Annotated in this window: 22 protein-coding genes; 19 read left to right on the plus strand and 3 right to left on the minus strand. The window is 68.2% G+C overall.

Features of this window, described 5'->3' with window-relative positions; translation table 11 throughout:
* The first annotated feature begins 28 nt into the window (after positions 1-28).
* Positions 29-496, plus strand: coding sequence for a GNAT family N-acetyltransferase (locus VAR608DRAFT_RS21880; RefSeq protein WP_157731081.1), 468 nt, complete (start codon positions 29-31; stop codon positions 494-496).
* Here VAR608DRAFT_RS21880 and VAR608DRAFT_RS21885 read toward each other — a convergent pair.
* Complete coding sequence (locus VAR608DRAFT_RS21885) at positions 471-1736, minus strand: patatin-like phospholipase family protein (protein ID WP_088955976.1); 1266 nt, start codon at positions 1734-1736, stop codon at positions 471-473. The two genes, VAR608DRAFT_RS21880 and VAR608DRAFT_RS21885, sit on opposite strands and share 26 nt — an antisense overlap.
* Before the next feature lie 33 nt (positions 1737-1769).
* The gene (locus VAR608DRAFT_RS21890) at positions 1770-2711 is read right to left on the minus strand and encodes a CysB family HTH-type transcriptional regulator (protein WP_088955977.1); all 942 of its coding nucleotides are present in this window, start codon (positions 2709-2711) and stop codon (positions 1770-1772) included.
* Between the two features lie 157 nt (positions 2712-2868).
* Between VAR608DRAFT_RS21890 and apbC the strand changes: the two genes are divergently transcribed.
* The 7 genes from apbC to VAR608DRAFT_RS21925 all read left to right on the plus strand — a co-directional run bounded on the left by apbC (position 2869) and on the right by VAR608DRAFT_RS21925 (position 13162).
* Positions 2869-3960 (plus strand): iron-sulfur cluster carrier protein ApbC, encoded by a 1092-nt coding sequence (apbC, locus tag VAR608DRAFT_RS21895; RefSeq protein WP_088955978.1) that lies wholly within the window; start codon positions 2869-2871, stop codon positions 3958-3960.
* A 16-nt stretch (positions 3961-3976) separates the two neighbouring features.
* Positions 3977-4921, plus strand: coding sequence for a LysR substrate-binding domain-containing protein (locus VAR608DRAFT_RS21900; protein ID WP_088955979.1), 945 nt, complete (start codon positions 3977-3979; stop codon positions 4919-4921).
* A 166-nt stretch (positions 4922-5087) separates the two neighbouring features.
* Complete coding sequence (locus tag VAR608DRAFT_RS21905) at positions 5088-6782, plus strand: OFA family MFS transporter (RefSeq protein WP_088955980.1); 1695 nt, start codon at positions 5088-5090, stop codon at positions 6780-6782.
* A gap of 195 nt (positions 6783-6977) precedes the next feature.
* Positions 6978-8801, plus strand: coding sequence for an NADH-ubiquinone oxidoreductase-F iron-sulfur binding region domain-containing protein (locus VAR608DRAFT_RS21910; protein ID WP_088955981.1), 1824 nt, complete (start codon positions 6978-6980; stop codon positions 8799-8801).
* A 104-nt stretch (positions 8802-8905) separates the two neighbouring features.
* Positions 8906-11770, plus strand: coding sequence for a formate dehydrogenase subunit alpha (fdhF, locus tag VAR608DRAFT_RS21915; protein ID WP_231972917.1), 2865 nt, complete (start codon positions 8906-8908; stop codon positions 11768-11770).
* Positions 11752-12654, plus strand: a complete 903-nt coding sequence (locus VAR608DRAFT_RS21920) for a LysR family transcriptional regulator (protein ID WP_088955983.1) — start codon at positions 11752-11754, stop codon at positions 12652-12654. Before fdhF ends, VAR608DRAFT_RS21920 begins: the two co-directional genes overlap by 19 nt.
* Before the next feature lie 142 nt (positions 12655-12796).
* Positions 12797-13162, plus strand: a complete 366-nt coding sequence (locus tag VAR608DRAFT_RS21925; protein ID WP_157731082.1) for an FHA domain-containing protein — start codon at positions 12797-12799, stop codon at positions 13160-13162.
* Here the strand turns inward: VAR608DRAFT_RS21925 and VAR608DRAFT_RS21930 are convergent, their stop codons facing one another.
* Positions 13163-13684, minus strand: a complete 522-nt coding sequence (locus VAR608DRAFT_RS21930) for a hypothetical protein (RefSeq protein ID WP_088955985.1) — start codon at positions 13682-13684, stop codon at positions 13163-13165.
* A gap of 204 nt (positions 13685-13888) precedes the next feature.
* On the opposite strand from VAR608DRAFT_RS21930, the gene VAR608DRAFT_RS21935 reads away from it, so the two are divergent.
* The 11 genes from VAR608DRAFT_RS21935 to VAR608DRAFT_RS21985 all read left to right on the plus strand — a co-directional run bounded on the left by VAR608DRAFT_RS21935 (position 13889) and on the right by VAR608DRAFT_RS21985 (position 24421).
* Positions 13889-14476, plus strand: coding sequence for a DUF3305 domain-containing protein (locus tag VAR608DRAFT_RS21935; protein WP_088955986.1), 588 nt, complete (start codon positions 13889-13891; stop codon positions 14474-14476).
* Positions 14469-15092: a DUF3306 domain-containing protein gene (locus VAR608DRAFT_RS21940; RefSeq protein WP_088955987.1), complete on the plus strand. Its 624-nt coding sequence runs from the start codon at positions 14469-14471 to the stop codon at positions 15090-15092. Before VAR608DRAFT_RS21935 ends, VAR608DRAFT_RS21940 begins: the two co-directional genes overlap by 8 nt.
* Entirely contained in the window at positions 15016-17139 is a 2124-nt protein-coding gene (locus VAR608DRAFT_RS21945; protein WP_231972918.1) for a 4Fe-4S binding protein, read from the plus strand. Before VAR608DRAFT_RS21940 ends, VAR608DRAFT_RS21945 begins: the two co-directional genes overlap by 77 nt.
* The gene (locus VAR608DRAFT_RS21950) at positions 17136-17753 is read left to right on the plus strand and encodes a TorD/DmsD family molecular chaperone (protein ID WP_088955989.1); all 618 of its coding nucleotides are present in this window, start codon (positions 17136-17138) and stop codon (positions 17751-17753) included. The genes VAR608DRAFT_RS21945 and VAR608DRAFT_RS21950 overlap by 4 nt, the downstream gene beginning before the upstream one ends.
* A gap of 118 nt (positions 17754-17871) precedes the next feature.
* Positions 17872-18099 (plus strand): formate dehydrogenase, encoded by a 228-nt coding sequence (locus VAR608DRAFT_RS21955; protein ID WP_088955990.1) that lies wholly within the window; start codon positions 17872-17874, stop codon positions 18097-18099.
* A 16-nt stretch (positions 18100-18115) separates the two neighbouring features.
* Positions 18116-21112: a formate dehydrogenase subunit alpha gene (locus VAR608DRAFT_RS21960; RefSeq protein WP_088955991.1), complete on the plus strand. Its 2997-nt coding sequence runs from the start codon at positions 18116-18118 to the stop codon at positions 21110-21112.
* A 9-nt stretch (positions 21113-21121) separates the two neighbouring features.
* Entirely contained in the window at positions 21122-21742 is a 621-nt protein-coding gene (gene fdh3B, locus VAR608DRAFT_RS21965) for a formate dehydrogenase FDH3 subunit beta (protein ID WP_088955992.1), read from the plus strand.
* Positions 21739-21990 (plus strand): hypothetical protein, encoded by a 252-nt coding sequence (locus VAR608DRAFT_RS21970; protein ID WP_088955993.1) that lies wholly within the window; start codon positions 21739-21741, stop codon positions 21988-21990. The genes fdh3B and VAR608DRAFT_RS21970 overlap by 4 nt, the downstream gene beginning before the upstream one ends.
* Positions 21991-22002: 12 nt before the next feature.
* On the plus strand, positions 22003-23226 hold the full coding sequence (locus VAR608DRAFT_RS21975) for a formate dehydrogenase subunit gamma (RefSeq protein WP_088955994.1): 1224 nt from the start codon (positions 22003-22005) through the stop codon (positions 23224-23226).
* Positions 23223-23561 carry a hypothetical protein gene (locus tag VAR608DRAFT_RS21980; RefSeq protein ID WP_088955995.1) on the plus strand — a complete coding sequence of 113 codons (339 nt, stop codon included), beginning with the start codon at positions 23223-23225 and terminating at the stop codon, positions 23559-23561. The genes VAR608DRAFT_RS21975 and VAR608DRAFT_RS21980 overlap by 4 nt, the downstream gene beginning before the upstream one ends.
* Entirely contained in the window at positions 23558-24421 is an 864-nt protein-coding gene (locus tag VAR608DRAFT_RS21985) for a formate dehydrogenase accessory sulfurtransferase FdhD (protein WP_088955996.1), read from the plus strand. Before VAR608DRAFT_RS21980 ends, VAR608DRAFT_RS21985 begins: the two co-directional genes overlap by 4 nt.
* The last annotated feature ends 51 nt before the right edge of the window (positions 24422-24472 follow it).

Below are 24472 nucleotides of genomic sequence, written 5' to 3' on the forward strand. Positions count from 1 at the left end.
TAGTCGTCCCGCCAACCGGAGTTCCGCCGTGATCACCGCTTACGAAATCACCCTTGCCCAGGCGGCCGACGCCGGGGCGATCGCGGAGCTGTCCCGCGACGCCATCGAGCGGGGGCTTTCATGGCGCTGGACCGAACGCCGCGTGCTGCGCGCCATCCGCAGCGAGGAGACCAACGTGGCCGTGGCGCGCCGGGACGGCATGCTCCTGGGCTTCGGGATCATGCAGTACGGCGACGACGAGGCGCACATCGCGCTCTTCGCCGTCAGCGCCCAGCATCGCCGCCTGGGCGTGGGCTCCGCGCTGCTGGCATGGTTCGAAGCCACCGCCGCCGTGGCCGGCCTCAGCGCGATACGGCTCGAGGCGCGGATCGGCAACGCGCCGGCCAAGGCCTTCTACCGGCGGCACGGCTTCACGGAATACGCGTCGAGCCCGGGCTACTACGAGGACGTGGAAGACGCGGTGCGGATGGTCAAGCGTCTCGGCGTGGAGCCCTGAGGCCGTCCGGCGAGTCTTCGCAGCGCCGCCAGCCGAAGAATCGGCGGATCGCAGCGCGCTGCTCCATCGCATCCGACCGCCCGAGCGCGATCAGCTCGCGCGTGAAGGCCTTCTCGAACAGCAGGTAGCTCGCGAGCGCCGCGCCCTTGAGCTCTTCCGCCGCGCGCGGCATCGAGGGCTCGCCGAGCAGGCTGCGCACGGCCGGCGGCAGGGCGTGCGCGTGCCGCGCGGCGATCAGGTCCACGCGCTGCGACGGCGCGATCAGCAACAGCTCGACGTGCCGCAGCGCGGTTCGATGGCGCGCCTCGAGCGGGATCAGCGACAGGGTGTCGTTGATGCGGCGCAGGCGCTCCACGTCGGCGGTCAGCGAATCCAGGAAGATGCTCGAAAGCGTATGCCCGGCGATCTGCGCCAGCGACGGATAGCCGCTGAGCGCGTTCGGCGCCAGCACCTCCTGCGGCTCCTCGATGCGGCCGGAGCCGATCGCGAGGACGCGCCGCGCGCCCAGGTGGATGGCCGCCGACAGCGGCGCCGACTGCCGCATCGAGCCGTCGCCGAAGTACTCCAGGTGCGCGCCCATGTCGAGCGCCGTCGCCGGGAACACGAAGGGAATCGCCGAGGACGCGAGCAGATGGTCGTAGGTGATGCGCACCGGCACCGCCATGCGCTTGGAGCGGACCCACGGCTGCTGGTGCGGGCCGGCCTGGTAGAAGGTCACGTGCTCGCCCGACCCGTAGCTCGATGCGGTCACAGCCAGCGCGTCGAGATGGCCCTTTGCCATCAGGTCGTCCAGCCGGGCCAGCGGCACCATCTGCTCCAGCAACTGGCGCAGCGGCGTGTTGTCGAGCAGCGAGCGCAGGCCGCTGCGCCGCCATTTGGCGATCAGCCAGCCGGCTGACAGCAGGCGCGCCCACGGGGCGTCGCTGCGCACCACGCTCAGCGCGTCGGCGCGGTAGACCTGGCCGGGGCCGAGGCCGGACCAGGCGCGTCCGATCATCCGCACGGTGGCCTCGAAGTCATCGGCCCCGCAGGCGAGCGCCGCGGCGTTGATCGCGCCCGCCGAGGTGCCGGTGATGATCTGGAAGGGATTGATGCGCGAGCGTTCGCCGGCGCTGCGCCGCAGCCTGCCGATCGCCTGCAGCACGCCGGCCTGGTAGGCCGCACGCGCACCGCCGCCGGTCAGGACCAGACCCACGGGCGAGATGTCGATGTTCGGCGGATCGTTCGGGACGGAAGGCATGCGCTGGGCGCAAGCGTACCCGGTCCCGGCGGATCAGGATTCGATCTGCGCCGCGGGGTCCTCCGCCAGCGCCTTCTCCACCACCTCGCGCGGCAGCGTCGGCGCAAACGATTCGATGAAGGCGTGCACGTAGCCGCGCAGGTAGCTGCCGCGCCGCACCGCGAGCTTGGTCAGGTGGATGCCGAACAGCTCGCCCGCGTCGAGCGCCTGCAAGTGCGTGTCGCGCTCGGCCTCGTAGGCGATGCCGGCGACGATGCCCACGCCCATGCCCAGCTGCGCGTAGGTCTTGATGACGTCCGCGTCCATCGCGGTCAGCACGATGTTGGGCGCGAGGCCGCGTTCCTCGAAGGCCCTGTCGATGCGCGTGCGGCCCGTGAAGCCGGTGTCGTAGGTGATCAGCGGATGCTTCGCGAGCGCCCCCAGCGTCAGCGGCTGGTCGAGCAGCGCATGCCCGGGCGGCACTACCACCGAATGCGTCCAGCGGTAGCAGGGCAGCGCGACGAGCTGCGGGTAGTCGCCGAGCGCTTCGGTCGCGATGCCGACGTCGGCCTCGCCGTCGAGCAGCATCTGCGCGATCTGCTTGGGCGAGCCCTGGTGCAGGTGCAGCTTCACGTCGGGAAACTGGGCCCGGAACTCCTGCACCGCCACCGGCAGCGCATAGCGTGCCTGGGAGTGCGTGGCCGCGACCGAGAGCAGCCCGGTCTGCCGCGCGACGAATTCCTGGCCCGCGAGCTTCAGGTTCGCGCTCTCCAGCAGCATGCGCTCGATGATCGGCAGCACATGGCCGCCGGGCTCGGTGAGGCCCGTGAGCCGCTTGCCGGCGCGCACGAAGAGCTCGATGCCCAGCTCTTCCTCGAGTTCGCGGATCTGCCGGCTCACGCCGGGCTGGGAGGTGTGAAGCTGATGAGCGACTTCGGTCAGGTTGAAGCCGCAGCGCACGGCCTCGCGCACCGAGCGCAATTGTTGGAAATTCATGACGGTCTTCATTGTCCGAAGCGGCGTGCCGATCGCGAACGAACGAATCGTTGGTTCCAAATGGCGAAATGATCTTTGGCCCCCATGGGCAAGCGCCGCGCGGCGCCGGCGCCTGCCGCCGCCGCACTAGACTAGCTGCCATTCAGGAGTTACTCAGATGGCAGTTACACAAGAGGCGCTCGCAAGCGCACTCCAGGCGGTCCAGGACCCCAACACCGGCAAGGATTTCGTCAGCACCAAGGCGTTGAAGAACGTCCAGATCCAGGGCGGCGACGTCGCGTTCGACATCGAGCTCGGCTACCCGGCCAAGAGCCAGGTGCCCGAGATCCGCAAGGCGCTCGTGGCGGCCGCGAAGGCGGTGCCGGGCGTGCAGAACGTCTCGGTCAACGTCACGACCAAGGTCATCAGCCATGCGGTGCAGCGCGGCGTGCAGCTGATGCCCAACGTGAAGAACATCATCGCGGTCGCATCGGGCAAGGGCGGCGTCGGCAAGAGCACCACCGCGGTCAACCTCGCGCTCGCGCTCGCGGCCGAGGGGGCGAAGGTGGGCCTGCTCGACGCCGACATCTACGGCCCGAGCCAGCCGATGATGCTGGGCATCGACCGCCGGCCCGAGAGCGAGGACGGCAAGACCATGGAGCCGCTGGAGAACCACGGTGTGCAGGTCATGTCGATCGGCTTCCTGGTCGACCAGGACGAGGCCATGATCTGGCGCGGCCCGATGGCCACGCAGGCGCTGGAGCAGCTGCTGCGCCAGACCAACTGGAAGGACCTCGACTACCTGATCGTCGACCTGCCGCCGGGCACCGGCGACATCCAGCTCACGCTCTCGCAGCGCGTGCCGATGACCGGCGCGGTGATCGTCACCACGCCGCAGGACATCGCGCTGCTCGACGCCAAGAAGGGCATCAAGATGTTCGAGAAGGTCGGCGTGCCGATCCTCGGCATCGTCGAGAACATGGCGGTGCACGTGTGCTCCAACTGCGGCCATGTCGAGCACATCTTCGGCGCCGAGGGCGGCAAGAAGATGGCCGAGCAGTACAAGATGGAGTACCTCGGCGCGCTGCCGCTGGACATCAACATCCGCCTGCAGGCCGACAGCGGCAAGCCGACGGTGGTGGCCGACCCCGACGGCGAGGTGGCAGGCATCTACAAGGCGGTCGCGCGCCGCGTCGCGGTGGGCATCGCCGAGAAGGCCAAGGACTTCTCGTCGAAATTCCCGACCATCACGATCTCCAAGAACACCTGAGGCCTGCAGCGCTCGCATGAACCTGCTCGCCTCGATGCGCTATCTCGTCGCGCTCGACGAGCACCGCCATTTCGGCCGCGCCGCGCAGGCCTGCCACATCACTCAGCCGGCGCTGTCGAATGCGCTGCGCGCGCTGGAGGCCGAATACGGCGTGGTGATCGTGCGGCGCGGCCGCACCTACGTCGGGCTCACGCACGAAGGCGAACTCGTGCTGGCGACCGCGCAGCGCATGCTGCGCGAAAGCGAGGTGCTGCAGCAGGAACTGCGCAGCGAGGAGGGCAAGCCCTGCGGCCACCTGCGCATGGCGGCGGTGCCCACGGCCATCCCGGTGCTGGCGCGCTTCGCGGCGATGCTGCAGCAGCGGCATCCGGGCATCGTGCCGTCGGTGCTGACGATGAGCTCGCAGCAGCTCGAGACCGGTCTGGAAACCCTCTCGCTCGATCTGGCGCTGGGCTATATCGAGCGCATGCACCTTCGGGACGTGAAGCTCGATGCCTGGCCGCAGACCATCGAGCACTACTTCCTGCTGCGCCGCGCGAAGCGGCCGGCCGCGGACATGCTGCGCATCGGCAAGCCGATCACCTGGGCCGAGGCGGCCGAGCTGCCGCTGTGCCTGCTCACGCCGGACATGCACAACCGCGACATCATCGATCAGGCTTTCCGGGGCAGCGGAAAGACCGTTGCGCCGGCCATCGAGACGAACTCGGTGCTGACGCTGGTGCTCGGCGTGGTGGCAGGCAATGTCTGCAGCGTGCTGCCGGGCGCCATGGTGGCCGCCGTGCGCAGCCATCGCGAGCTCGAAGCGCTGCCGCTCGCCGAGCCCGACGTGAAGACGCCCATCGGCTTCATGACGCAGCAGGGGGTGCGGCCGTCGCGCGCCCTGGAGGCGGCGCTGGCGCTCTTGCAGACGCCCGAGTGGCGCGAGCAGGTCGAGCAGCACAGCGGGGCGCTGGGCGCCTGATTCCCGGCTGAGCCCGGCAGGGCCGGCCCGTGGCCGGCCTTGTTACGTCCATTTATTTATTGAATCGTCATATAGAGCGATTTTATTTGACGATTTGTAACATTCGCACTGACACTCCGCCGGCCCCACAGAGGGCGCGCTCAAGACCACAACAGGAGTTCAATCGATGACAGGTTCAACTGCAGGCGTCCTCGGCGGGGACGGCATCGGCGTCGCCGTACCGGAACCGGGCTTTCTCGACAAGGAACGGATCATCGCGGGGGCGGGCTTCAACCGCTGGCTGGTCCCGCCGGCAGCGCTGGCGATCCACCTGTGCATCGGCATGGCCTACGGCTTCTCGGTGTTCTGGCTGCCGCTGTCGAAGTCGCTGTCCACCGCCGGCACCGGCGCCAAGGCCTGTCCGAACGACATGAGCTTTTTCGCCGAGCTCTTCGCCACCGGCTGCGACTGGCGCATTGCCACGCTGGGCTGGATGTACACGCTGTTCTTCGTCTTCCTCGGTTGCGCCGCGGCGCTCTGGGGCGGCTGGCTCGAGCGCGCCGGTCCGCGCAAGGCCGGCGTGGTGTCGGCGCTGTGCTGGTGCGGCGGCATGCTGATCTCGGCGCTGGGCATTCACCTGCACCAGTTCTGGATGATGATCGTCGGCTCCGGCGTGATCGGCGGCATCGGGCTGGGGCTCGGCTACATCTCGCCGGTGAGCACGCTGATCAAGTGGTTCCCCGACCGGCGCGGCATGGCGACCGGCATGGCGATCATGGGCTTCGGCGGCGGCGCGATGATCGGCTCGCCGCTTGCGGTGGACCTGATGAAGGCCTTCTCCAGCCCCACGGACGTCGGCGTGATGCAGACCTTCATCGTGATGGCGCTGGTCTACTTCGTCTTCATGATGGGCGGTGCGCTCGGCTACCGCGTGCCGGCGACCGGCTGGAAGCCCGAGGGCTGGACCCCGCCGCCCGCGCAGACCAGCAACGCGATGATCACGCAGCACCACGTGCACGTGAAGAAGGTGTGGGGCATCCCGCAGTTCTGGCTCGTGTGGATGGTGCTCACCATGAACGTGAGCGCGGGCATCGGCGTGATCGGCATGGCCAGCCCGATGCTGCAGGAGGTCTTCGGCGGCGCGCTGATCGACGTGCCGAAGAAGTTCGGCGAACTCGACAAGACTCAGCTCGCCGCCATCGCCGCGGTAGCCGGCGGCTTCACCGCGCTGTTGTCGCTTTTCAATATCGGCGGCCGCTTCTTCTGGGCGAGCCTGTCGGACAAGCTCGGCCGCAAGCTCACCTACACCGTCTTCTTCCTGCTCGGCGGCGCGCTGTACTTCAGCGTGCCGACCTCGGCGGCCATCGGCAGCAAGCTGATGTTCGTCGGTGCCTTCTGCATCATCCTGTCGATGTACGGCGGCGGTTTCTCGACGGTGCCGGCTTACCTCGCAGACCTGTTCGGCGCGCAGATGGTCGGCGCGATCCACGGCCGCCTGCTCACCGCATGGGCCACGGCCGGCATCCTGGGCCCGGTGGTCGTCAACTACATGCGGGAATACCAGCTCGGGCTTGGCATCCCGCGCGAGCAGGTTTACAACCAGACCATGTACATCCTGGTCGGCATGCTGGTCATCGGGCTCATCTGCAACCTGCTGGTGCGTCCGGTCGCCGACAAGCACTTCATGACCGAAGAGGAGTTGGCGCACGAGAAGAAGCTCGCACACGAGAGGGCCGCGGCGGCCGAGGTAGGCTCCGGCGCGGTGCGCGCAAGCGATGCGGTGAGCCCGGCCGTGGCCATCATGGCCTGGCTGGCGGTGGGCATTCCGCTGGCCTGGGGCGTGTATCGCACGCTGGCACCCGTTGCGAAATTCTTCAACTAGCCACGTGAGAGACGGGCGCCCGCGAGGCGGCGGATGGCGCCCGGCTCCATTTCTTTTCTGAATCGCTGCATTTCGCGATCCAATTTGACGATCCGCGCCGGGGCCGCCCACACTCGACGAGTCTGGAGAAGGGCTTCAGGCTGAAACGAACGATGAGACGGCGCCACCCGGGGCAGGCGCCCGAGGCCGAGGCAAATGCAATACCCAGGCACAGAACAAATCAGGGAGGTGGCCATTGCCACTCCCGACCAGCTGCGCGAGCGCATCCGGCGCAAGAGCAAGCTCAAGGGGCGCCAGCCTGAAGAGGCCTCCCTGCAGCAGGTGAGCGAACTGATCGGCCCGGCGCCGGCCGACGGCTATCCGCGCGATCTGCTGATCGAGTTCCTGCACCGGATCAACGACGCGCACGGTTGCCTGCGCGACCATCATCTGGTCGCTCTCGCGAAGCTCATGAACATCCCGATGGCGGAGGTGTTCGAGGTCGCGAGCTTCTATCACCACTTCGAGATCGTGCGCGGTGGCCAGGACGCGCCGGGCCTCACGGTGCGCGTGTGCGAGAGCCTCGCATGCGAGATGGCCGGCGCGAAGGACCTGCTCTCCCGGCTGCCCGCGCTGCTGGGTCAGGCCGGACGCGGCGACGTGCGCGTGATTCCCGCGCCCTGCATCGGGCGCTGCGAGCAGGCGCCGGCGGTGGCGGTGCACCAGCGGGCGGTGCCGTGCGCGACCGCGGAGAAGGTGCTGGCCACCGTTCTTTCCGGCGAATCGCTGCAGGCCGGACCGCCCGCCCAGAGGTCCGTCGTGCGCTTCGAGCCCGCCGAGCTGGCACAGCAAAGCGTCTCGCCGCCGGCGGGGCACATCGAGGTGCAGCCGGCGTATACCGACTACGCCACCTACCGCGCGAAAGGCGGCTACCAGCTTGCCGCCGCCCTGGTGGGCAACGAGAAGGAAGCGGAGACGGTGATCCGCGCGATGGAGAATTCGGGCCTGCGCGGCTTGGGCGGCGCGGGATTCCCGACCGGGCGCAAGTGGCGCATCGTGCGCGACCAGCCGGCGCCCAAGCTCATGGCGGTCAACATCGACGAGGGCGAGCCCGGCACCTTCAAGGACCGCGTCTACCTCGAGCGCGATCCGCATCGTTTCCTCGAAGGCGTGCTGGTCGCCGCGCGCATCGTCGGCATCGACGCCTGCTACCTCTACCTGCGCGACGAATACCACGACTGCCGCGAACTCCTCGAGGCGGAGCTCGCCAGGCTGCGCGCCGATCCGCCATGCCCGCTGCCGCACATCGAACTGCGGCGCGGCGCGGGCGCCTACATCTGCGGCGAAGAGTCCGCGATGATCGAAAGCATCGAGGGCAAGCGCGGCGAGCCGCGCATGCGGCCGCCCTACATCGCGCAGGTGGGCCTGTTCGGCCGGCCGACGCTGGAACACAACTTCGAGACGCTCTACTGGGTGCGCGACATCGTGCAGAAGGGGCCGCAGTGGTTCAGCGCCTTCGGCCGCCATGGCCGCAAGGGGCTGCGCAGCTTCAGCGTCAGCGGGCGCGTGAAGGCACCGGGCGTCAAGCTCGCGCCGGCGGGCATCACGGTGCAGGAACTGATCGACGAATACTGCGGCGGCATGCAGGACGGCCACACGCTCTATGCCTACCTGCCGGGCGGCGCCTCGGGCGGCATCCTGCCCGCGCGCATGAACGACATCCCGCTGGACTTCGACACGCTGCAGCCGCACGGCTGCTTCATCGGCTCCGCGGCGGTGATGGTGCTGAGCCAGCATGACCGGGCGCGCGACGCCGCGCTCAACGTGATGCGCTTCTTCGAGCACGAGAGCTGCGGCCAGTGCACGCCGTGCCGCGTCGGCACCGCGAAGGCGGCGGCGCTGATGGAAGCGCCGGCGTGGGACAACGCCACGCTCGAAGACCTCGCTCAGGTCATGGGCGATGCATCCATTTGCGGATTGGGGCAGGCTGCGCCCAACCCCATCCGCTGCATCCAGAAGTACTTCCCGCAGGAAATATGAGACCACCCCCAGCCTCGCCCACTTCGTGTGGCTCTGCACCCCCTCAAGGGGGCGCACCCCTGCGGCCCGGCGGAGCCGGTTCCGCGGGTGCCCTGGACTGGGCTGTGCCAGTCTCATCGATCGAGTTCCAGCTCGATGGCAGGACCGTGGAGGCCTTCGAAGGCGAGACCATCCTCGCGGCCGCGAAGCGCCACGGCGTCGACATTCCACATCTCTGCTTCAAGGAAGGGCTGCGGCCCGACGGCAACTGCCGCGCCTGCGTGGTCGAGCTGAAGGGCGAACGCACGCTCGCGCCGAGTTGCTGCCGCACCGTTTCGGCCGGCATGGAAGTGCAGGCCGCGAGCGAGCGCGCCCTCAAGAGCCAGAAGATGGTCGTCGAGATGCTGCTCTCGGACATGCCCGACGCGGGCTACAAGTGGATCGGCGACGATGCCACGCGGCAGCATGGCGAGCTCAGCGAATGGGCGGCCAAGCTCGATGTCGCGGTGCGGCCCGAGCTCAAGGCCCTGCGTCGCGAGCAGCCTGCACCCGATGTGTCGCACCCGGCGATGGCGGTGAATCTGGACGCCTGCATCCAGTGCAACCGCTGCGTGCGCGCCTGCCGCGAGGAGCAGGTCAACGACGTGATCGGCTACGCACTGCGCGGACAGGATTCGAAGATCGTCTTCGACCTCGACGACCCGATGGGCGACAGCACCTGCGTGGCCTGCGGCGAATGCGTGCAGGCCTGCCCGACGGGCGCGCTGATGCCCAAGAGCCACATCGGCTCGCAGCAGGTGGACCGCAAGGTCGACTCGGTGTGCCCGTTCTGCGGCGTCGGCTGCCTGATCACCTACAACGTCAAGGACGAGAAGATCGTCAGCGTCGACGGCCGCGACGGCCCGGCCAACCACAGCCGGCTGTGCGTCAAGGGCCGCTTCGGCTTCGACTACGCGCACCATCCGCAGCGCCTCACCAAGCCGCTGATCCGCAAGCCCGGCGTGCCCAAGACCTGCGACGACGCGCCGCGCCCCGGCGACTGGAGCGAGGCCTTCCGCGAGGCGAGCTGGGAAGAGGCACTGGCGCTCGCTGCCGGCAAGCTCAGGGGCCTGCGCGATACGCACGGCCGCAAGGCGCTGGCGGGCTTCGGCTCGGCCAAGGGCAGCAACGAGGAGGCGTATCTGTTCCAGAAGCTGGTGCGCACCGGCTTCGGCAGCAACAACGTCGACCACTGCACGCGGCTGTGCCATGCGTCCAGCGTGGCGGCGCTGCTCGAAGGCGTGGGTTCGGGCGCGGTCAGCAACCAGGTCAACGATGTCGAGCATGCGGACCTGATCTTCGTGATCGGCTCCAACCCGACTGCGAACCACCCGGTCGCCGCCACCTGGATGAAGAACGCGGCCAGGCGCGGCACGAAGATCGTGCTGGCCGACCCGCGCCGCACCGAGATCAGCAAGCATGCCTGGCGCACGCTGCAGTTCAAGGCCGACACCGATGTGGCGATGCTCAATGCGCTGATCCATGCGGTGATCGACGAAGGGCTGGTCGACGAGGCCTTCATCCGCGATCGCGCCAGCAACTTCGAGGCGCTGCGCGAGAACGTCAAGGGCTACAGCCCCGAGGTGATGGCGCCGATCTGCGGCATCCCGGCCGAGACGCTGCGCGAGGTCGCGCGCGCCTTCGCGACCGCCAAGGGCGCGATGGTCCTCTGGGGCATGGGCGTGAGCCAGCATGTGCACGGCACCGACAACGCGCGCTGCCTGATCGCGCTGGTCACCGTCACCGGCCAGATCGGCAAGCCCGGCTCGGGCCTGCATCCGCTGCGCGGCCAGAACAACGTGCAGGGCGCGAGCGATGCGGGGCTGATCCCGATGATGTTCCCCAACTACCAGCGGGTCGACAACGCCGGCGCGCATGCGTGGTTCGAGAACTTCTGGGGCATGCCGCTGGACGACCAGCCCGGCTACACCGTGGTCGAGATCATGCACAAGGCGCTCGCGCCGGACGACGATCCGCACAAGGTGCGCGGCATGTACATCATGGGCGAGAACCCGGCCATGAGCGACCCGGACCTGAACCATGCGCGCCACGCCTTGGCGAGCCTGGAGCACCTCGTGGTGCAGGACATCTTCATGACCGAGACCGCCTGGCTCGCCGACGTGGTGCTGCCCGCGAGCGCCTGGCCCGAGAAGACCGGCACCGTGAGCAACACCGACCGCATGGTGCAGCTCGGCAAGCGGGCGCTCGATCCGCCGGGCGATGCCAAGCCCGACCTCTGGATCATCCAGCAGATCGCAAAGCGCATGGGGCTGGCCTGGGACTACGAGGGCGAGGAATCCGGCGTCGCGGCGGTCTACGAGGAGATGCGGCAGGCGATGCATGCGGCGATCAGCGGCATCAGCTGGGAGCGCCTGCAGCGCGAATCGAGCGTGACCTACCCGTGCCTCTCCGAGGACGATCCGGGCCAGCCGATCGTCTTCGTCGAGACCTTCCCGACCGCCGACGGCCGTGTGAAGCTGGTGCCGGCCGACATCATCCCGGCGGCCGAGCGGCCCGATGCCGACTACCCGTACGTGCTGATCACCGGGCGCCAGCTCGAACACTGGCACACCGGCAGCATGACGCGCCGCGCCACGGTGCTCGATGCGCTGGAGCCGATGGCGACCGCGTCGATGAACCAGGCCGACCTCGAGGCGATGGGGCTTGCGCCCGGCGACGTGATCACGATCCGCTCGCGGCGCGGCGAAGTGGCGATCCATGTGCGCCGCGACGACGGCACGCCGCACGGCGCGGTGTTCGTGCCCTTCGCGTACTACGAGGCGGCGGCGAACCTCATGACCAACGCGGCGCTCGACCCCTTCGGCAAGATCCCGGAGTTCAAGTACTGCGCGGTGAAGATCGAGCGCGGCGGCGTGCCGGTGCCGGCGGCGGGTTACGGAACGGGCGCGACGGGGGACAATCGACCCCAGTCATGGACAGCCTCGACCTGATCAGAACCTTTCGCGAAGTCGCCTCCCACGGCAGCTTTTCCCGCGCCGCCAGCAAGCTCGACGTCTCCAAGGCCACCGTCAGCAAGTACATCGCCGAGCTCGAATCGCGGCTCGGCGTGCGGCTGCTCAACCGCTCCACCCGCGCGGTGAGCCTCACCGATGCCGGCTCGCTGCTGCTCGAGCGCAGCAAGCCGATGATGGAGATGTTCGAGGACACCCAGGCCGAGGTCCAGGAGCACGCGAGCCGGCCGACCGGCCGCCTGCGCCTGTCGGCGCCGCTCGGCGCCGGGCAGGGCGACCTGCCGAAGCTGATCGGCGAGTTCATGGGCCACTACCCCGATGTCAGCATCAGCCTGCACCTGACCAACCGCAACATCGACATGGCGGAGGAAGGCATCGACCTGTCGCTGCACTTCGGGCCGGTCGAGGACGAGAACCTGATCGTGCGCAAGCTCGCCCGCCGCAGCCTCGTGGTCTGCGCCTCGCCGGTGTACTGGAAGAAGCACGGCAAGCCGGCGCATCCGGGCGAGCTCGCGACCCACGACGCGCTCACGCACTCGCGGCTGGGCCTGCATCCGCAATGGCGCTTCGAGGTCGACGGCAAGCCCTTCGACGTGGCGGTGAAGTCGCGCATGGACGCGACCGAGGCCGCGCCGTTGATCCAGGTCGCGATGCAGGGCTTCGGCGTGATCTACCTGCCCGAGATGCTGGTGCAGCCGCACATCGATCATGGCGAGCTGGTGCCGGTGCTGCAGGCCTACTCGCGCAACGACATGTGGCTGTCGGCCGCCTACCTCCAGCGGCGCCACAACAGCGCGGCCTTGCGCGCGTTTCTCGACTTCCTGGAGATGAGCTTCCGCAAGCAGGACAAGTCAGGCCGCTGATCGACCGCCGCTTCGTGAAGGAATGCCTTTGACTGACTCGCGTGGACCGAACTGCGCGGGATTAAGCCTTCTGTTTCTGTCTTTCGGTTTGGACTTGCCCGCCTAAGCTTCGATGCAAGTCAAACGAACTAAAGAAACTGGCATGGCAAGACTGATCATCCTGGCCCGGCACGGCAGCGTGCGGCAGGTCAACCTCGCGGGTCCGATCACCACCATCGGGCGCTCGAATTCCAACAACGTCTGCATCGACAGCGACCGGGTGAGCCGCCACCACGCGGCCATCCAGTGGACCGGCGAGCATTTCATCCTCACCGACATGGGCAGCCGCAACGGCACCTACGTGAATCGCGAGCGGGTCCGCGCGCACGAACTGGCCAACGGCGACGTGATCCTCGTGGGCGACTGCCAGCTCCGCTTCCTGTGCAACAGGCGGGTCGAGGTGCCGGTCGATGCGCTGCGGCTGATGCCGGCGCCGGACGAGTTCCTCCACCTCGTGCCGGCGCGCTGATCAGGCGGCGCGCGCTTCGGTGCGGTGCTGCACCTGCGCCGCGGTGCCTTGCGCGACGGGCGCGGCGGTCCGCGGACGGCGCTCGCCGACCAAGCGGGCCGCCAGTTGCGCGGCCATTTCCAGCTTCTTGAGATCGCGCGCCTCGATGGCCGGATCGGGGTTGAAGCTGAACGAGTACAGGGTGCCGTAGACGCCGCCGTTCACCACCACCGGCGCGCTGAGGTAGCAGCCGGCCGGCACGCGGGCGTTGAGTACCTGGCGGCAGAAGGCCATTTCCAGCGGCTCCGCCTGCTCGTCGATGAACTGGGCGCGTAACGTGGGCGAGCGGTGCGCCACGCGCTGGCCGTCCACCACTTCGCAGGCGAAGGCAGCGTCCATGCCCTGCTGCTCGCGCAGCAGCTTCAGCACCTGGTGGACGCCCGGATCGATCAGCGGATCGCAGTAGTCCGGCGTGGCGATGAGCAGGTCCGACACCTTGACCTCGAGGGCACCGGGGGCGAATTCGCAGTCGTAATAGCTCATGTGTAGGGCCTTCGTGTTACTTTGTGTGAATGGCTCCATTGGAGCGCATGACACGCCGGTTTCTTGGAAATGAGAACTTAGGTTTCCGATTTGTTGATGACTTTGTCACGAAAGTACTACAAGGTGTAGTACTTTGTAACCCAGTGACAACCCCGATTCCCGTGATCGCCTGTCGTCCCCGGCGCATGGGCTATCGTCTTTTGCATGGCGCAATCCGAAATCCAGACCCCGGCCGGCCACGAATCGCCCCTCGACGTCGCCGTCGTGATGCGGCGCGAGCGCCTGCACGGGCCGTCGAGCCACTGGCAGGCGTGGCGCTGGACGCTCGACGACGTGGTGCCCGACGAACCGGGCTTCGGCCGCGCGCCGCGCCTCCTGCACGACGGCGAGGAGGTGCAGCGCTGGCTGCATCCGGGCTTCAAGGTCGAACTGTTCCGCGACGAGGCCGAGGGCTATCACCTGAACGTCTCGTCGCCCGCCCCCTGCTGGTTCGTGCTCTGGCGCATGGACGAGGAGGCCACGCTGGCCGCCGAGCCGATCCCGCGTCCGGTGGTCGTGACCCTCAGCTACTACGAGGCCGGACGGTGGCTCGACGCACAGGAAACCGTCGAGCAGGTGCCGGCGCCCAGGGAGGTCGTGGCGTGGCTGCGCGCCTTCGTGGACGAGCACTACGTGATCGAACCCAAGCGCCGCAAGCGCCCGGAGAGCTTCCGCTCGCTGACCGACCGTTTCGGCAATGCCGCGAGCGTGTCCACCGAAAAGCCGCGCGGCCGGGGAGCCGGCGATGTCTGAAGGCTTCTTCGACCGCTGGTCGCGCCGCAAGCAGCAGGCGCGCAGCGGGGAGGTGGCGGACGAACCGCAGAAGCCGCCGGCGCAACCGGTGCCGGTGGAGCGGCCGGCCGCTGCGCCGGCCGTCGAGCCCGAAACCACTGGCAGCCCACTGCCCGTCGAAGCCGTCGAGGCGCCGCCGCTCACCCTGGAGGACGTGAAGGCCCTGCGCGTCGACTCGGACTTCCGGCCCTTCGTGGCGCAGAACGTGGCGCCCGAGGTGCGCAACGCCGCCTTCCGGAAGCTCTTCTCCGATCCGCATTTCAACGTCATGGACGGCCTGGACACCTACATCGACGACTACTCCAAACCTTCGCCGCTGCCCGAGGGCGCCTTGCGCCAGATGGCCAGCGCCAAGTTCCTGAAGCTCTTCGACGAAGACCCCGCGCATCCCGAAGAAACTCCCGAGGGTGATGGATTGGTCGGCGTGGCAAAGTCCGGACATTCCGGGGATCTTCCCAGCCCGCCGGTGGCCGATGCGCCACCTGCCAGCCCAAAGACTGATGACCACGACGCTGATCTGCGACTGCAACCAGACGATGCCCCTCGAGCCGAAGACGCTCGGGACCGCGCTGACTGAATCCCTCCCACTGCATTCGACGCTCTGCCGTCGCGAGGCGCCGGCCTTCCAGCGGGCGATCCAGTCCGGTGACGACGTGGTGGTCGCGTGCACGCAGGAAAAAAGACTCTTCGGAGAACTCGCGCAGCAGACGCCCGGAGCGAGCTCCCCGATCCGCTTCGTCAACATCCGCGAGACCGGCGGCTGGAGCCGCGACGCGAAGAGCGCGATGCCGAAGATCGCCGCGCTGCTGGCGGCCGCCGGGCTGCCCGAGCCCGATCCGGTCTCGACCGTGAGCTATGCCAGCCAGGGCCGGCTGCTGATCGTCGGGCCCCTCGATGCGGCCGAGCAGGCTGCCGCGCTGCTGGCCGATGCGCTCGAGGTGACGATCTTTTCGCGCGGGCCCGGCGTCGCCGGCGGCGCGCAGGAGCGGCGCTGGCCCGTGATCGCCGGACGCATCGATGCGCTGGCGGGGTGGCTCGGCGCGTTCAAGCTGCAGTGGACGCAGGACAACCCGATCGACCTCGACCTGTGCACGCGCTGCAATGCCTGCTTGAGCGCCTGCCCCGAGCAGGCCATCGGGCTCGACTACCAGATCGACACCGTGAAGTGCACCTCGCACCGGGATTGCGAGCGCGCCTGCGCCGTGGCGGGCGCGATCCGCTTCGATCGCGCGCGCGAGCCGCAGGACGGCGCCTTCGACCTCGTGCTCGATCTCGGCACGGCGCCGCTCATCGACTGGCACGCGCCGCCGCAAGGCTACTTCCATCTTGCGGGCGGCATGTCGCATCCGAAGGCCGCGCAGACCTTGATGCGGCTGCGCGAACTGGTCGGTGAATTCGAGAAGCCGAAGTTCTTCGACTACAAGCAGAAGCTCTGCGCGCACAGCCGCAACGAAGTGGTCGGCTGCAACGCCTGCATCGAGGTGTGCTCGGCCCACGCGGTCAGCAGTGACAAGGAGCGCCAGCGCATCGTCGTCAACCCGAACCTCTGCGTCGGCTGCGGTGCCTGCACGACGGTGTGCCCGACCGGTGCGCTCGCCTACACCTACCCGCGCACGCCGGACCAGGGGCTCAAGCTGCGCACGCTGCTCGCGACCTACGCCGCTGCCGGCGGACGCGACGCGACGCTGCTGCTGCACAGCGAGGAGGGCGGGCGCGCGCTGGTCGAACAGCTCGGCCGCGCGGCGCAGCTTCGCAAGGCGCATGGCGTTCCAGCGAACGTGATTCCGGTGGCGCTCTTCCATGCGGCGAGCACCGGCATCGACCTCTGGCTGAGCGCGGTGGCGTTCGGCGCCTCGCAGGTGTGCGTGCTGCTGACCGGCGAAGAAGCGCCGCAGTACGTCGCGGCCATGAAGAAGCAGGCGGAGATCGCCCAGGCGCTGTTGCATGGCCTGGGCTATACCGGCACGCACTTCAGGCTCATCGAAGCGGCAACGCCGGCTGCGCTCGACACCGCGCTGGCCGGCTTGCGCGAGACCCGGCAGATCGTGCCGTCCAGGGCCGCGCGCTTCGCGGTCGGTGCGGAAAAGCGCAGCACGCTCGAGCTGGCGCTGGATCACCTGATGGACGAGTCGCCCGCGCTGAAGGCGGCGGCCGATGCGCCGCTGGCGGTCCCGTTGCCGGCGGGCGCGCCCTTCGGCGCCATCGCGGTCGACAAGGACAAGTGCACCCTGTGCCTCGCCTGCGTCAGCGCCTGTCCCGCGGCCGCGCTGCAGGACAACCGGGATTCGCCGCAGCTGCGCTTCATCGAGAAGAACTGCGTCCAGTGCGGACTCTGCGAAACCACCTGCCCCGAGGATGCGATCGAACTCGTGCCGCGCCTCTTGGCCTCGCCCGCGCGCAGGCAGCCCGCAGTGCTCAACGAGGCCAGGCCGTGGGCCTGCATCCGCTGCGGCAAGCCCTTCGGCACGCAGAAGGCCATCGAGGCGATGCTGGTCAAGCTGGCCGGCCACGCAATGTTCCAGGGCGAGGCGCTGGAGCGCCTCAAGATGTGCAGCGACTGCCGGGTCATCGACCTCTACAGCGCCCAGGACGAAATCAAGATCACCAGGATCCCGCCGCAATGAGCCAGACCTTCCCTGCGACCTCGGCCCTCGACGAAGAAATCGCGCGCGCGGAACTCTACGGCCTGCTCGCGCGGCTCTGGTATGCGGCGCCGGATGCCGCCTTGCTCGAAGCCTTCCAGGTCGCGCCGACCGAGGCCCCGGCCGCCGGCGCCTTCCTCGAGGAGCCGTGGCGGCATCTCGTCGGCGTCGGGCGCGGCATGGACATCGCCGCGCTCGATGACGAATACGACGCGCTCTTCGGCGGCATCGGCAAGCCGGAGGTCTTTCTCTTCGGCTCGCACTACCTGAGCGGCTTCCTCAACGACAAGCCGCTCGCCAAGCTGCGGGGCGACCTCGACCAGCTCGGCCTGGCGCGCGAAGAGAGCGTGCCCGAAACCGAGGACCACATCGCCTTCCTGTTCGAGGTGATGCGCTACCTGATCGCGGGCGAGGACGCAGCGGTGGCCAACCTGACCCGTCAGCGGGCGTTCTTCTCGGCCCACATCCTGCCCTGGCTTCCGGCGCTGTGCGATGCCGTGTCCGGGCATTCGAAGGCCCGTTTCTACGCCGCGCTGGCGGCGCTCACGCGTGCCTTCGGCGAGGTCGAGGCCCAGGGCTTCGACATGCTCGGCTGAGAACAGGGGAAATCTCAGAGGGAATTTCAGACCACCGTATTAGGGTCTGGACTAGTATCCGAACTTATGTAACTGGTTTCATATCTGACTGGTGCGTCAGCCATTCCTGGAGTTCGTCATGCAGGACTGTCAAGCTTCCGGCCCACGGCCGGCTTCCCGTCGGGGATTCTTTTTCGGCGCCGCCACGGTCGGCGCAGCCGCAGCGGCCGTCACGGTGCTGCCGAAGGTCGTGCAGGCGCCCGATGCCTCCGCCGCCGCGCCCGAGCCCAAGCCCGCGCCCGAAAAGGGGGGCGGCTACACGCTGAGCGAGCACGTCAAGCGCTACTACAAGACCGCGTCCGCCTGAAGACGGAGGTGAACCCATGCTATTGACCAAGAAAGCGAGCGGCACCGCGCGTGACGGCGCCGCGACCCCTGCAATTTCCTCCAACTCCACGTCATCGTTCGTGCACAGCCTCCGGCGCGGGCTCTCCAACGCCCTGCCGACCATGGACCGGCGCGCCTTCCTGCGGCGCTCCGGACTGGGCGTCGGCGTCGGCCTCGCGGCAGGCCAGCTCACGCTGATCCGCAAGGCCCAGGCAGCCGACGGCCGGCCCACCGCGATCGGCGCCGGCAAGGTCGAAGTCCGCCGCACGGTGTGTTCGCACTGCTCGGTCGGCTGCGCATCGGATGCCGTGGTCGAGAACGGCGTCTGGGTGCGCCAGGAGCCGGTGTTCGACTCGCCGATCAACCTCGGCGCGCATTGCGCCAAGGGCGCGGCCCTGCGCGAGCATGGCCATGGCGAATACCGCCTGCGCTATCCGATGAAGCTGGTGAACGGCAAGTACCAGCGCATCAGCTGGGACACCGCGCTCGACGAGATCACGGCCAAGCTCAAGGAACTCAGCAAGGCCAGCGGGCCCGACTCGGTCTACTGGATCGGCTCCAGCAAGCACAGCAACGAGCAGTCGTACCTGCTGCGCAAGTTCGTGAGCTTCTTCGGCAGCAACAACTGCGACCACCAGGCGCGCATCTGCCACTCCACCACCGTCGCCGGCGTTGCGAACACATGGGGCTACGGCGCCATGACCAATTCGTACAACGACATGCGCAATGCCAAGGTCGCGATGTACATCGGCTCGAACGCGGCCGAGGCGCATCCGGTCAGCATGCTGCACATGCTCCATTCCAAGGAGCGCGGCTGCAAGATGATCGTGGTCGATCCGCGCTTCACGCGCACGGCCGCCAAGGCCGACGAGTACGTGCGGATCCGGTCGGGCTCCGACATCGCCTTCCTCTTCGGCATCCTCCACCACGTCTTCAAGAACGGCTGGGAAGACAAGCAGTTCATCAACGACCGCGTCTTCGGCATGGACGAAGTGCGCGCCGAAGTGCTCGCCAAGTGGACGCCCGACAAGGTCGAGGAGGTTTGCGGCGTCAAGGAAGCGCAGGTCCTCAAGGTCGCGACCTGGCTCCACGAGAACCGCCCCGGCACCGTCGTCTGGTGCATGGGCCAGACCCAGCACACGATCGGCAACGCGATCGTGCGCGCCTCGTGCATCCTGCAGCTCGCGCTCGGCAACGTGGGCGTCTCGGGCGGCGGCACCAACATCTTCCGCGGCCACGACAACGTGCAAGGCGCCACCGACGTCGGCCCGAACCCGGATTCGCTGCCCGGCTACTACGGCCTCACCGAAGGCTCGTGGAAGCATTTCGCGGCGAGCTGGGGCGTCGACTACGAGTGGATCAAGAGCCGCTACGCCTCGCCCGCGATGATGAGCAAGCCCGGCATCACCGTGTCGCGCTGGATCGACGGCGTGCTCGAGAAGAACGAGCTGATCGACCAGGACTCGAACCTGCGCGGCGTCTTCTACTGGGGCCATGCGCCGAATTCGCAGACGCGCGGCCTCGAGATGAAGCGGGCGATGGACAAGCTCGACCTGCTGGTCGTGATCGACCCCTATCCGTCCGCCACCGCGGCGATGGCGGCGATGCCCGGCAAGCCGGAGGACCTCAACCCGAATCGCGCGGTGTACCTGCTGCCGGCTTGCACGCAGTTCGAGACCAGCGGGTCGTGCACCGCGTCGAACCGCTCGCTGCAGTGGCGCGAGAAGGTCATCGAGCCGCTGTGGGAAAGCCGCAGCGACCACATGATCATGCAGCAGTTCGCCGACCGCCTCGGCTTCGGCAAGGAACTGAGCAAGAACTACCGGATGCAGAAGGTCAAGGGCATGGACGAGCCCTTGCCCGACGACATCCTGCGCGAGATCAACAAGAACTGCTGGTCCATCGGCTACACCGGTCAGAGCCCCGAACGGCTGCAGGCGCACATGCGCAACATGGCCGCCTTCGACGTCGCCACGCTCAGGGCCAAGGCCTCGGTCAAGGACAAGGTCAACGGCTACGACATCGCGGGCGACTATTTCGGCCTGCCGTGGCCCTGCTACGGCACGCCGGAGCTCAAGCACCCCGGCTCGCCGAACCTCTACGACACCTCCAAGCACGTGATGGACGGCGGCGGCAACTTCCGCGCGAACTTCGGCGTCGAGCGCAACGGCAAGAACCTGCTCGCCGAGGACGGTTCGCATTCGCTGGGGGCGGCCATCACCACCGGCTACCCCGAGCTCGACCATCTGTTGCTCAAGCGGCTCGGCTGGTGGGACGAACTCACCGAGGCCGAGAAGGCCAAGGCCGACGGCAAGAACTGGAAGACCGACCCCTCGGGCGGCATGATCCGCGTCTTCATGAAGAACCATGGTTGCCATCCCTTCGGCAACGCCAAGGCGCGGGCGACGGTCTGGAACTTCCCGGATGCGATTCCGCAGCACCGCGAGCCGCTCTACGGCACCCGGCCCGACCTCGCCGCGAAGTACCCGACCCACGACGACAAGATGGCCTTCTGGCGCATGCCGACGCTCTACAAGACGGTGCAGCAGCGCAACATCGCGGACAAGATCTCGGAGAAGTTCCCCTATGTCATGACCTCCGGCCGGCTGGTCGAGTACGAGGGCGGCGGCGAGGAAACGCGCTCCAACCCGTGGCTCGCCGAGCTGCAGCAGCAGATGTTCATCGAGATCAATCCCAAGGTCGCGGCCGAGAAGGGCATCCGCAACGGCGAGCGCGCCTGGGTGATGACGCCGACCGGTGCGCGCCTGAACGTGCAGGCCCAGGTGACCGAGCGGGTCGGGCCCGACACGGTGTTCATGCCGTTCCACTTCTCGGGGCACTGGCAGGGTGCCGACCTGCTGGCCTACTACCCGGAGGGTGCACACCCGATCGTGCGCGGCGAGGCGATCAACACCTCGACCACCTATGGCTACGACAGCGTGACCATGATGCAAGAGACCAAGACGACGGTCTGCAACGTTGAACGCGCTTAAGGAAATCCCATGGCCAGAATGAAATTCATCTGCGACTCCGAGCGCTGCATCGAATGCAACGGCTGCGTCACCGCGTGCAAGAACGAGAACGAAGTGCCGTGGGGCGTGAACCGCCGCCGCGTGGTCACGCTCAATGACGGCGTGCCGGGCGAGCGCTCGATCTCCGTCGCCTGCATGCATTGCTCGGACGCGCCGTGCATGGCGGTGTGCCCGGTGCAGTGCTTCTATCGCACCGAGGAAGGCGTGGTGCTGCACGACAAGGACGTGTGCATCGGCTGCGGCTATTGTTCCTATGCCTGCCCGTTCGGCGCGCCGCAGTTCCCGTCGCAAGGCACCTTCGGCGCACGCGGCAAGATGGACAAGTGCACCTTCTGCGCCGGCGGCCCCGAAGCCAACGGCTCTGAGGCCGAGTTCGAGAAATACGGGCGCAACCGCCTCGCGGAAGGCAAGCTGCCCGCCTGCGCCGAAATGTGCTCGACCAAGGCCCTGCTCGCGGGCGATGGCGATGTCGTGGCGGACATCTTCCGCACGCGCGTGGTCCAGCGCGGCAAGGGCGCGGAAGTCTGGGGCTGGGGCACGGCCTACGGTTCGCGCCAGGCCGGCACGCCGACCAACGGAGGCACCAAGTGAAGCGCGCACTCTCGACCGCCGTTGTCCTGGCCGCCGCGCTGCTGGTCGGCGCCTGCGGCGAAAGGCCGCAGACCAACCAGCACGGCGTGCGCTTCGACGCGCCGCCGTGGACCGGCAGCGGTGCGCAAGCGAACACCGGCACCGCCTTCACGGCGAGCGGCTGGCAGCCCGGCGACCGCAACGCCTGGGAACAGCATCTCAAGGCACGCATGCAGTTCAGCCAGAACGAATACACGCGGATCAACTGAAGCGGAGGCCGTATGAGACACCTGCTTGACGCGCTGGTCATCGCCGCGGCACTGGGTTGCGGTTTGGCCGGCGCGCAGACGCAGGCGCCGGCCACGACCGCCGCGCCCGCAGCGGCGCCCGCCGCACCCGCCGCCGCGCCGGCTCAGGCCGGCAGCGGCATCCGCAGCCAGAACATCTTCGAGCTCAAGCCCGATGCGAGCCAGGATCCCGGCTACCTCGAGCAAACCAACGGCGAGCGCCAGCGTGTCCAGCCCGGCAACAACGCGCCGATGTGGCGGCAGGTGAGCGGCGGCGTCACCGGCTTCAGCAGCCTGCCGGTCGAGCAGGCGCCGGAGGCCGGCAACCTGATCCAGCGCTTCGTGACCTACCCCGGCTCGCACTACACCAACGCCGGGGAAGCCTGGCGCCAGACGCGCAACAACCTGATCATTCCCTACGGCGCCGCGCTGCTCTTCGTGACGCTGCTCGCGGTGACGATCTACTACTTCACGCGCGGAACGATCGAGCTGCACGAGAGGGAGACCGGCCGCAAGATCGAGCGCTTCACGCCCTTCGAGCGCGCGACGCACTGGTCGAACGCGATCGCCTTCGTCGTGCTCGCGGTCTCGGGCCTGGTGATGGCCTTCGGCAAGTTCTTCCTGCTGCCGATCCTGGGCGGCGCGCTTTTCGGCTGGCTGACCTACGTGCTCAAGACGGTGCACAACTTCGTCGGCCCGCTGTTCGTCCTGACCACCATCTTCATGCTCGTGACCTTCTTCCGAGACAACCTGCCGCACAGGTATGACGTGGAATGGGTCCGCCGCGGCGGCGGCCTGTTCGGCGGCAGGGAGCCGCGCTCGCACCGCTTCAATGCCGGCGAGAAGGTGGTGTTCTGGGGCGGTGTGCTGCTGCTCGGCAGCTTCGTGATCGCATCCGGGCTGTTCCTCGACAAGCTGCTTCCGGGCTTCGTCTACACCCGCGGCGAAATGCAGATCGCCCACATGATCCATGCGACCGCGACGCTGCTCATGATCGCGCTGATCATGGGCCACATCTACCTCGGCACGCTGGGCATGCGTGGCGCGTACGCTGCGATGCGCGAGGGCTACGTCGATGAAACCTGGGCCAAGGAGCATCACGAGCTCTGGTACGACGACATCGCGGCTGGCAAGATCCCGGCCGAGCGCAGCGCCGAGGCCCGCGCTGCCGCCCATGCGCCGGTCGCCGGTGCCCGCGTCGAAGGAAGTCCCTCATGAAGAAGTCGCTGATCCTCTGCGGCCTGCTCGCCGGCCTGGTCGCCGCGCCGGCTGCTTTCGCCAAGTTGCCCGGGCCTGCCGCCACGCCCGACGCCAAGCTCAAGGCCGCCGAGGCAGCGCAAAAGGCCGCCTGGTCGGCCAAGGTCGACACCTTCCAGCTCTGCCAGGCGCAGGAGCGTGTGGTGGCCCATGTGCGCGACGGCCTCGTCGCCGCCGGCAAGCCGGTGCCCACCCCGACGCCGACGCCGCCGTGTGCCGACCCCGGCCCGTTCGCTTTCGCGCCGCCCGAGGAGCCCAAGCCTTCGGCCGAGGCGCCCACCGCGCCCAAGCAGTGACACTCCCGCGCCTGACGAGGGCCCGGGCGCCGCTCACGCGCGAGGTCGAAATCGTCGATGAGCACGGCGAACGCGGCACCGTCTCCATCCCCGCCGAACGGGATCTCACGGTCTACGTCGATCGGCGCGAGCTCGTCACGCTGATGACGCTCGGCGCCGAACCCGAGCTGCTCGTGCTGGGCTACCTGCTGAACCAGCGGCTCATCGAATCGGCCTCGGACGTCGAGTCGATCACCGTCGACTGGGAGGTCGGCGGCGCGGCGGTGCGTACGCACAGCGGCATCGACCGCATCGAGGAGCGCACCGCCAAGAAGGTCGTGACCACCGGCTGCGGGCAGGGCAGCGTCTTCGGCGAGCTGATGGCCGGCATCGAGCGGCTGCGCCTGCCGGACACGCGCATCACGCAGACGCAGCTCTATGCGCTGGTCAACACCATTCGCGTCCAGGAGAGCACCTACAAGTCGGCCGGGTCGGTGCACGGCTGCGCGCTCTTCACGCTCGACGAAGGCGGCGCGGGCGTGCGCATGCGCTGCTTCGTGGAGGACGTGGGCCGCCACAACGCGATCGACACCATCGCCGGCTGGATCGCGATGCAGCCCGCGAACGAGCTCGGCGGCGCGCGCGTGTTCTACACCACCGGCCGGCTGACGAGCGAGATGATCATCAAGTCGGCGCAGATGGGCGTCGCGGTCGTGGTTTCGCGCAGCGGCATCACCCAGATGGGCCACGAGGTCGCCAGCCGCGTCGGCCTGTGCGCCATCGGCCGCGCGACCAACCGGCGCTTCCTTTGCTTCGCGGGCGCCGACCGGCTGGAACTCCAGCCCGAACTGGCCGGCGCGCGGCAGCCCGCGGCGGCTTGAGCGCCTAAATCCTTCAGTTTGGCGGGCCGTTGGCCGCTCGGCTATCGTTTC

The organism is Variovorax sp. HW608 (assembly GCF_900090195.1).
GTDB lineage: Bacteria > Pseudomonadota > Gammaproteobacteria > Burkholderiales > Burkholderiaceae_C > Variovorax.

What these genes read in the sequence shown, in the direction of transcription:
- VAR608DRAFT_RS21885 (WP_088955976.1), bottom strand. Translation starts at nt 1,736, where the DNA reads ATGCCTTCCGTCCCGAACGATCCGCCGAACATCGACATCTCGCCCGTG.
- VAR608DRAFT_RS21930 (WP_088955985.1), bottom strand. Translation starts at nt 13,684, where the DNA reads ATGAGCTATTACGACTGCGAATTCGCCCCCGGTGCCCTCGAGGTCAAG.
- VAR608DRAFT_RS21890 (WP_088955977.1), bottom strand. Translation starts at nt 2,711, where the DNA reads ATGAATTTCCAACAATTGCGCTCGGTGCGCGAGGCCGTGCGCTGCGGC.
- VAR608DRAFT_RS21900 (WP_088955979.1), top strand. Translation starts at nt 3,977, where the DNA reads ATGAACCTGCTCGCCTCGATGCGCTATCTCGTCGCGCTCGACGAGCAC.
- fdh3B (WP_088955992.1), top strand. Translation starts at nt 21,122, where the DNA reads ATGGCCAGAATGAAATTCATCTGCGACTCCGAGCGCTGCATCGAATGC.
- VAR608DRAFT_RS21920 (WP_088955983.1), top strand. Translation starts at nt 11,752, where the DNA reads ATGGACAGCCTCGACCTGATCAGAACCTTTCGCGAAGTCGCCTCCCAC.
- VAR608DRAFT_RS21905 (WP_088955980.1), top strand. Translation starts at nt 5,088, where the DNA reads ATGACAGGTTCAACTGCAGGCGTCCTCGGCGGGGACGGCATCGGCGTC.
- VAR608DRAFT_RS21960 (WP_088955991.1), top strand. Translation starts at nt 18,116, where the DNA reads ATGCTATTGACCAAGAAAGCGAGCGGCACCGCGCGTGACGGCGCCGCG.
- VAR608DRAFT_RS21945 (WP_231972918.1), top strand. Translation starts at nt 15,016, where the DNA reads ATGACCACGACGCTGATCTGCGACTGCAACCAGACGATGCCCCTCGAG.
- VAR608DRAFT_RS21950 (WP_088955989.1), top strand. Translation starts at nt 17,136, where the DNA reads ATGAGCCAGACCTTCCCTGCGACCTCGGCCCTCGACGAAGAAATCGCG.
- VAR608DRAFT_RS21925 (WP_157731082.1), top strand. Translation starts at nt 12,797, where the DNA reads ATGGCAAGACTGATCATCCTGGCCCGGCACGGCAGCGTGCGGCAGGTC.
- VAR608DRAFT_RS21940 (WP_088955987.1), top strand. Translation starts at nt 14,469, where the DNA reads ATGTCTGAAGGCTTCTTCGACCGCTGGTCGCGCCGCAAGCAGCAGGCG.
- VAR608DRAFT_RS21955 (WP_088955990.1), top strand. Translation starts at nt 17,872, where the DNA reads ATGCAGGACTGTCAAGCTTCCGGCCCACGGCCGGCTTCCCGTCGGGGA.
- VAR608DRAFT_RS21910 (WP_088955981.1), top strand. Translation starts at nt 6,978, where the DNA reads ATGCAATACCCAGGCACAGAACAAATCAGGGAGGTGGCCATTGCCACT.
- VAR608DRAFT_RS21935 (WP_088955986.1), top strand. Translation starts at nt 13,889, where the DNA reads ATGGCGCAATCCGAAATCCAGACCCCGGCCGGCCACGAATCGCCCCTC.
- apbC (WP_088955978.1), top strand. Translation starts at nt 2,869, where the DNA reads ATGGCAGTTACACAAGAGGCGCTCGCAAGCGCACTCCAGGCGGTCCAG.
- VAR608DRAFT_RS21975 (WP_088955994.1), top strand. Translation starts at nt 22,003, where the DNA reads ATGAGACACCTGCTTGACGCGCTGGTCATCGCCGCGGCACTGGGTTGC.
- VAR608DRAFT_RS21980 (WP_088955995.1), top strand. Translation starts at nt 23,223, where the DNA reads ATGAAGAAGTCGCTGATCCTCTGCGGCCTGCTCGCCGGCCTGGTCGCC.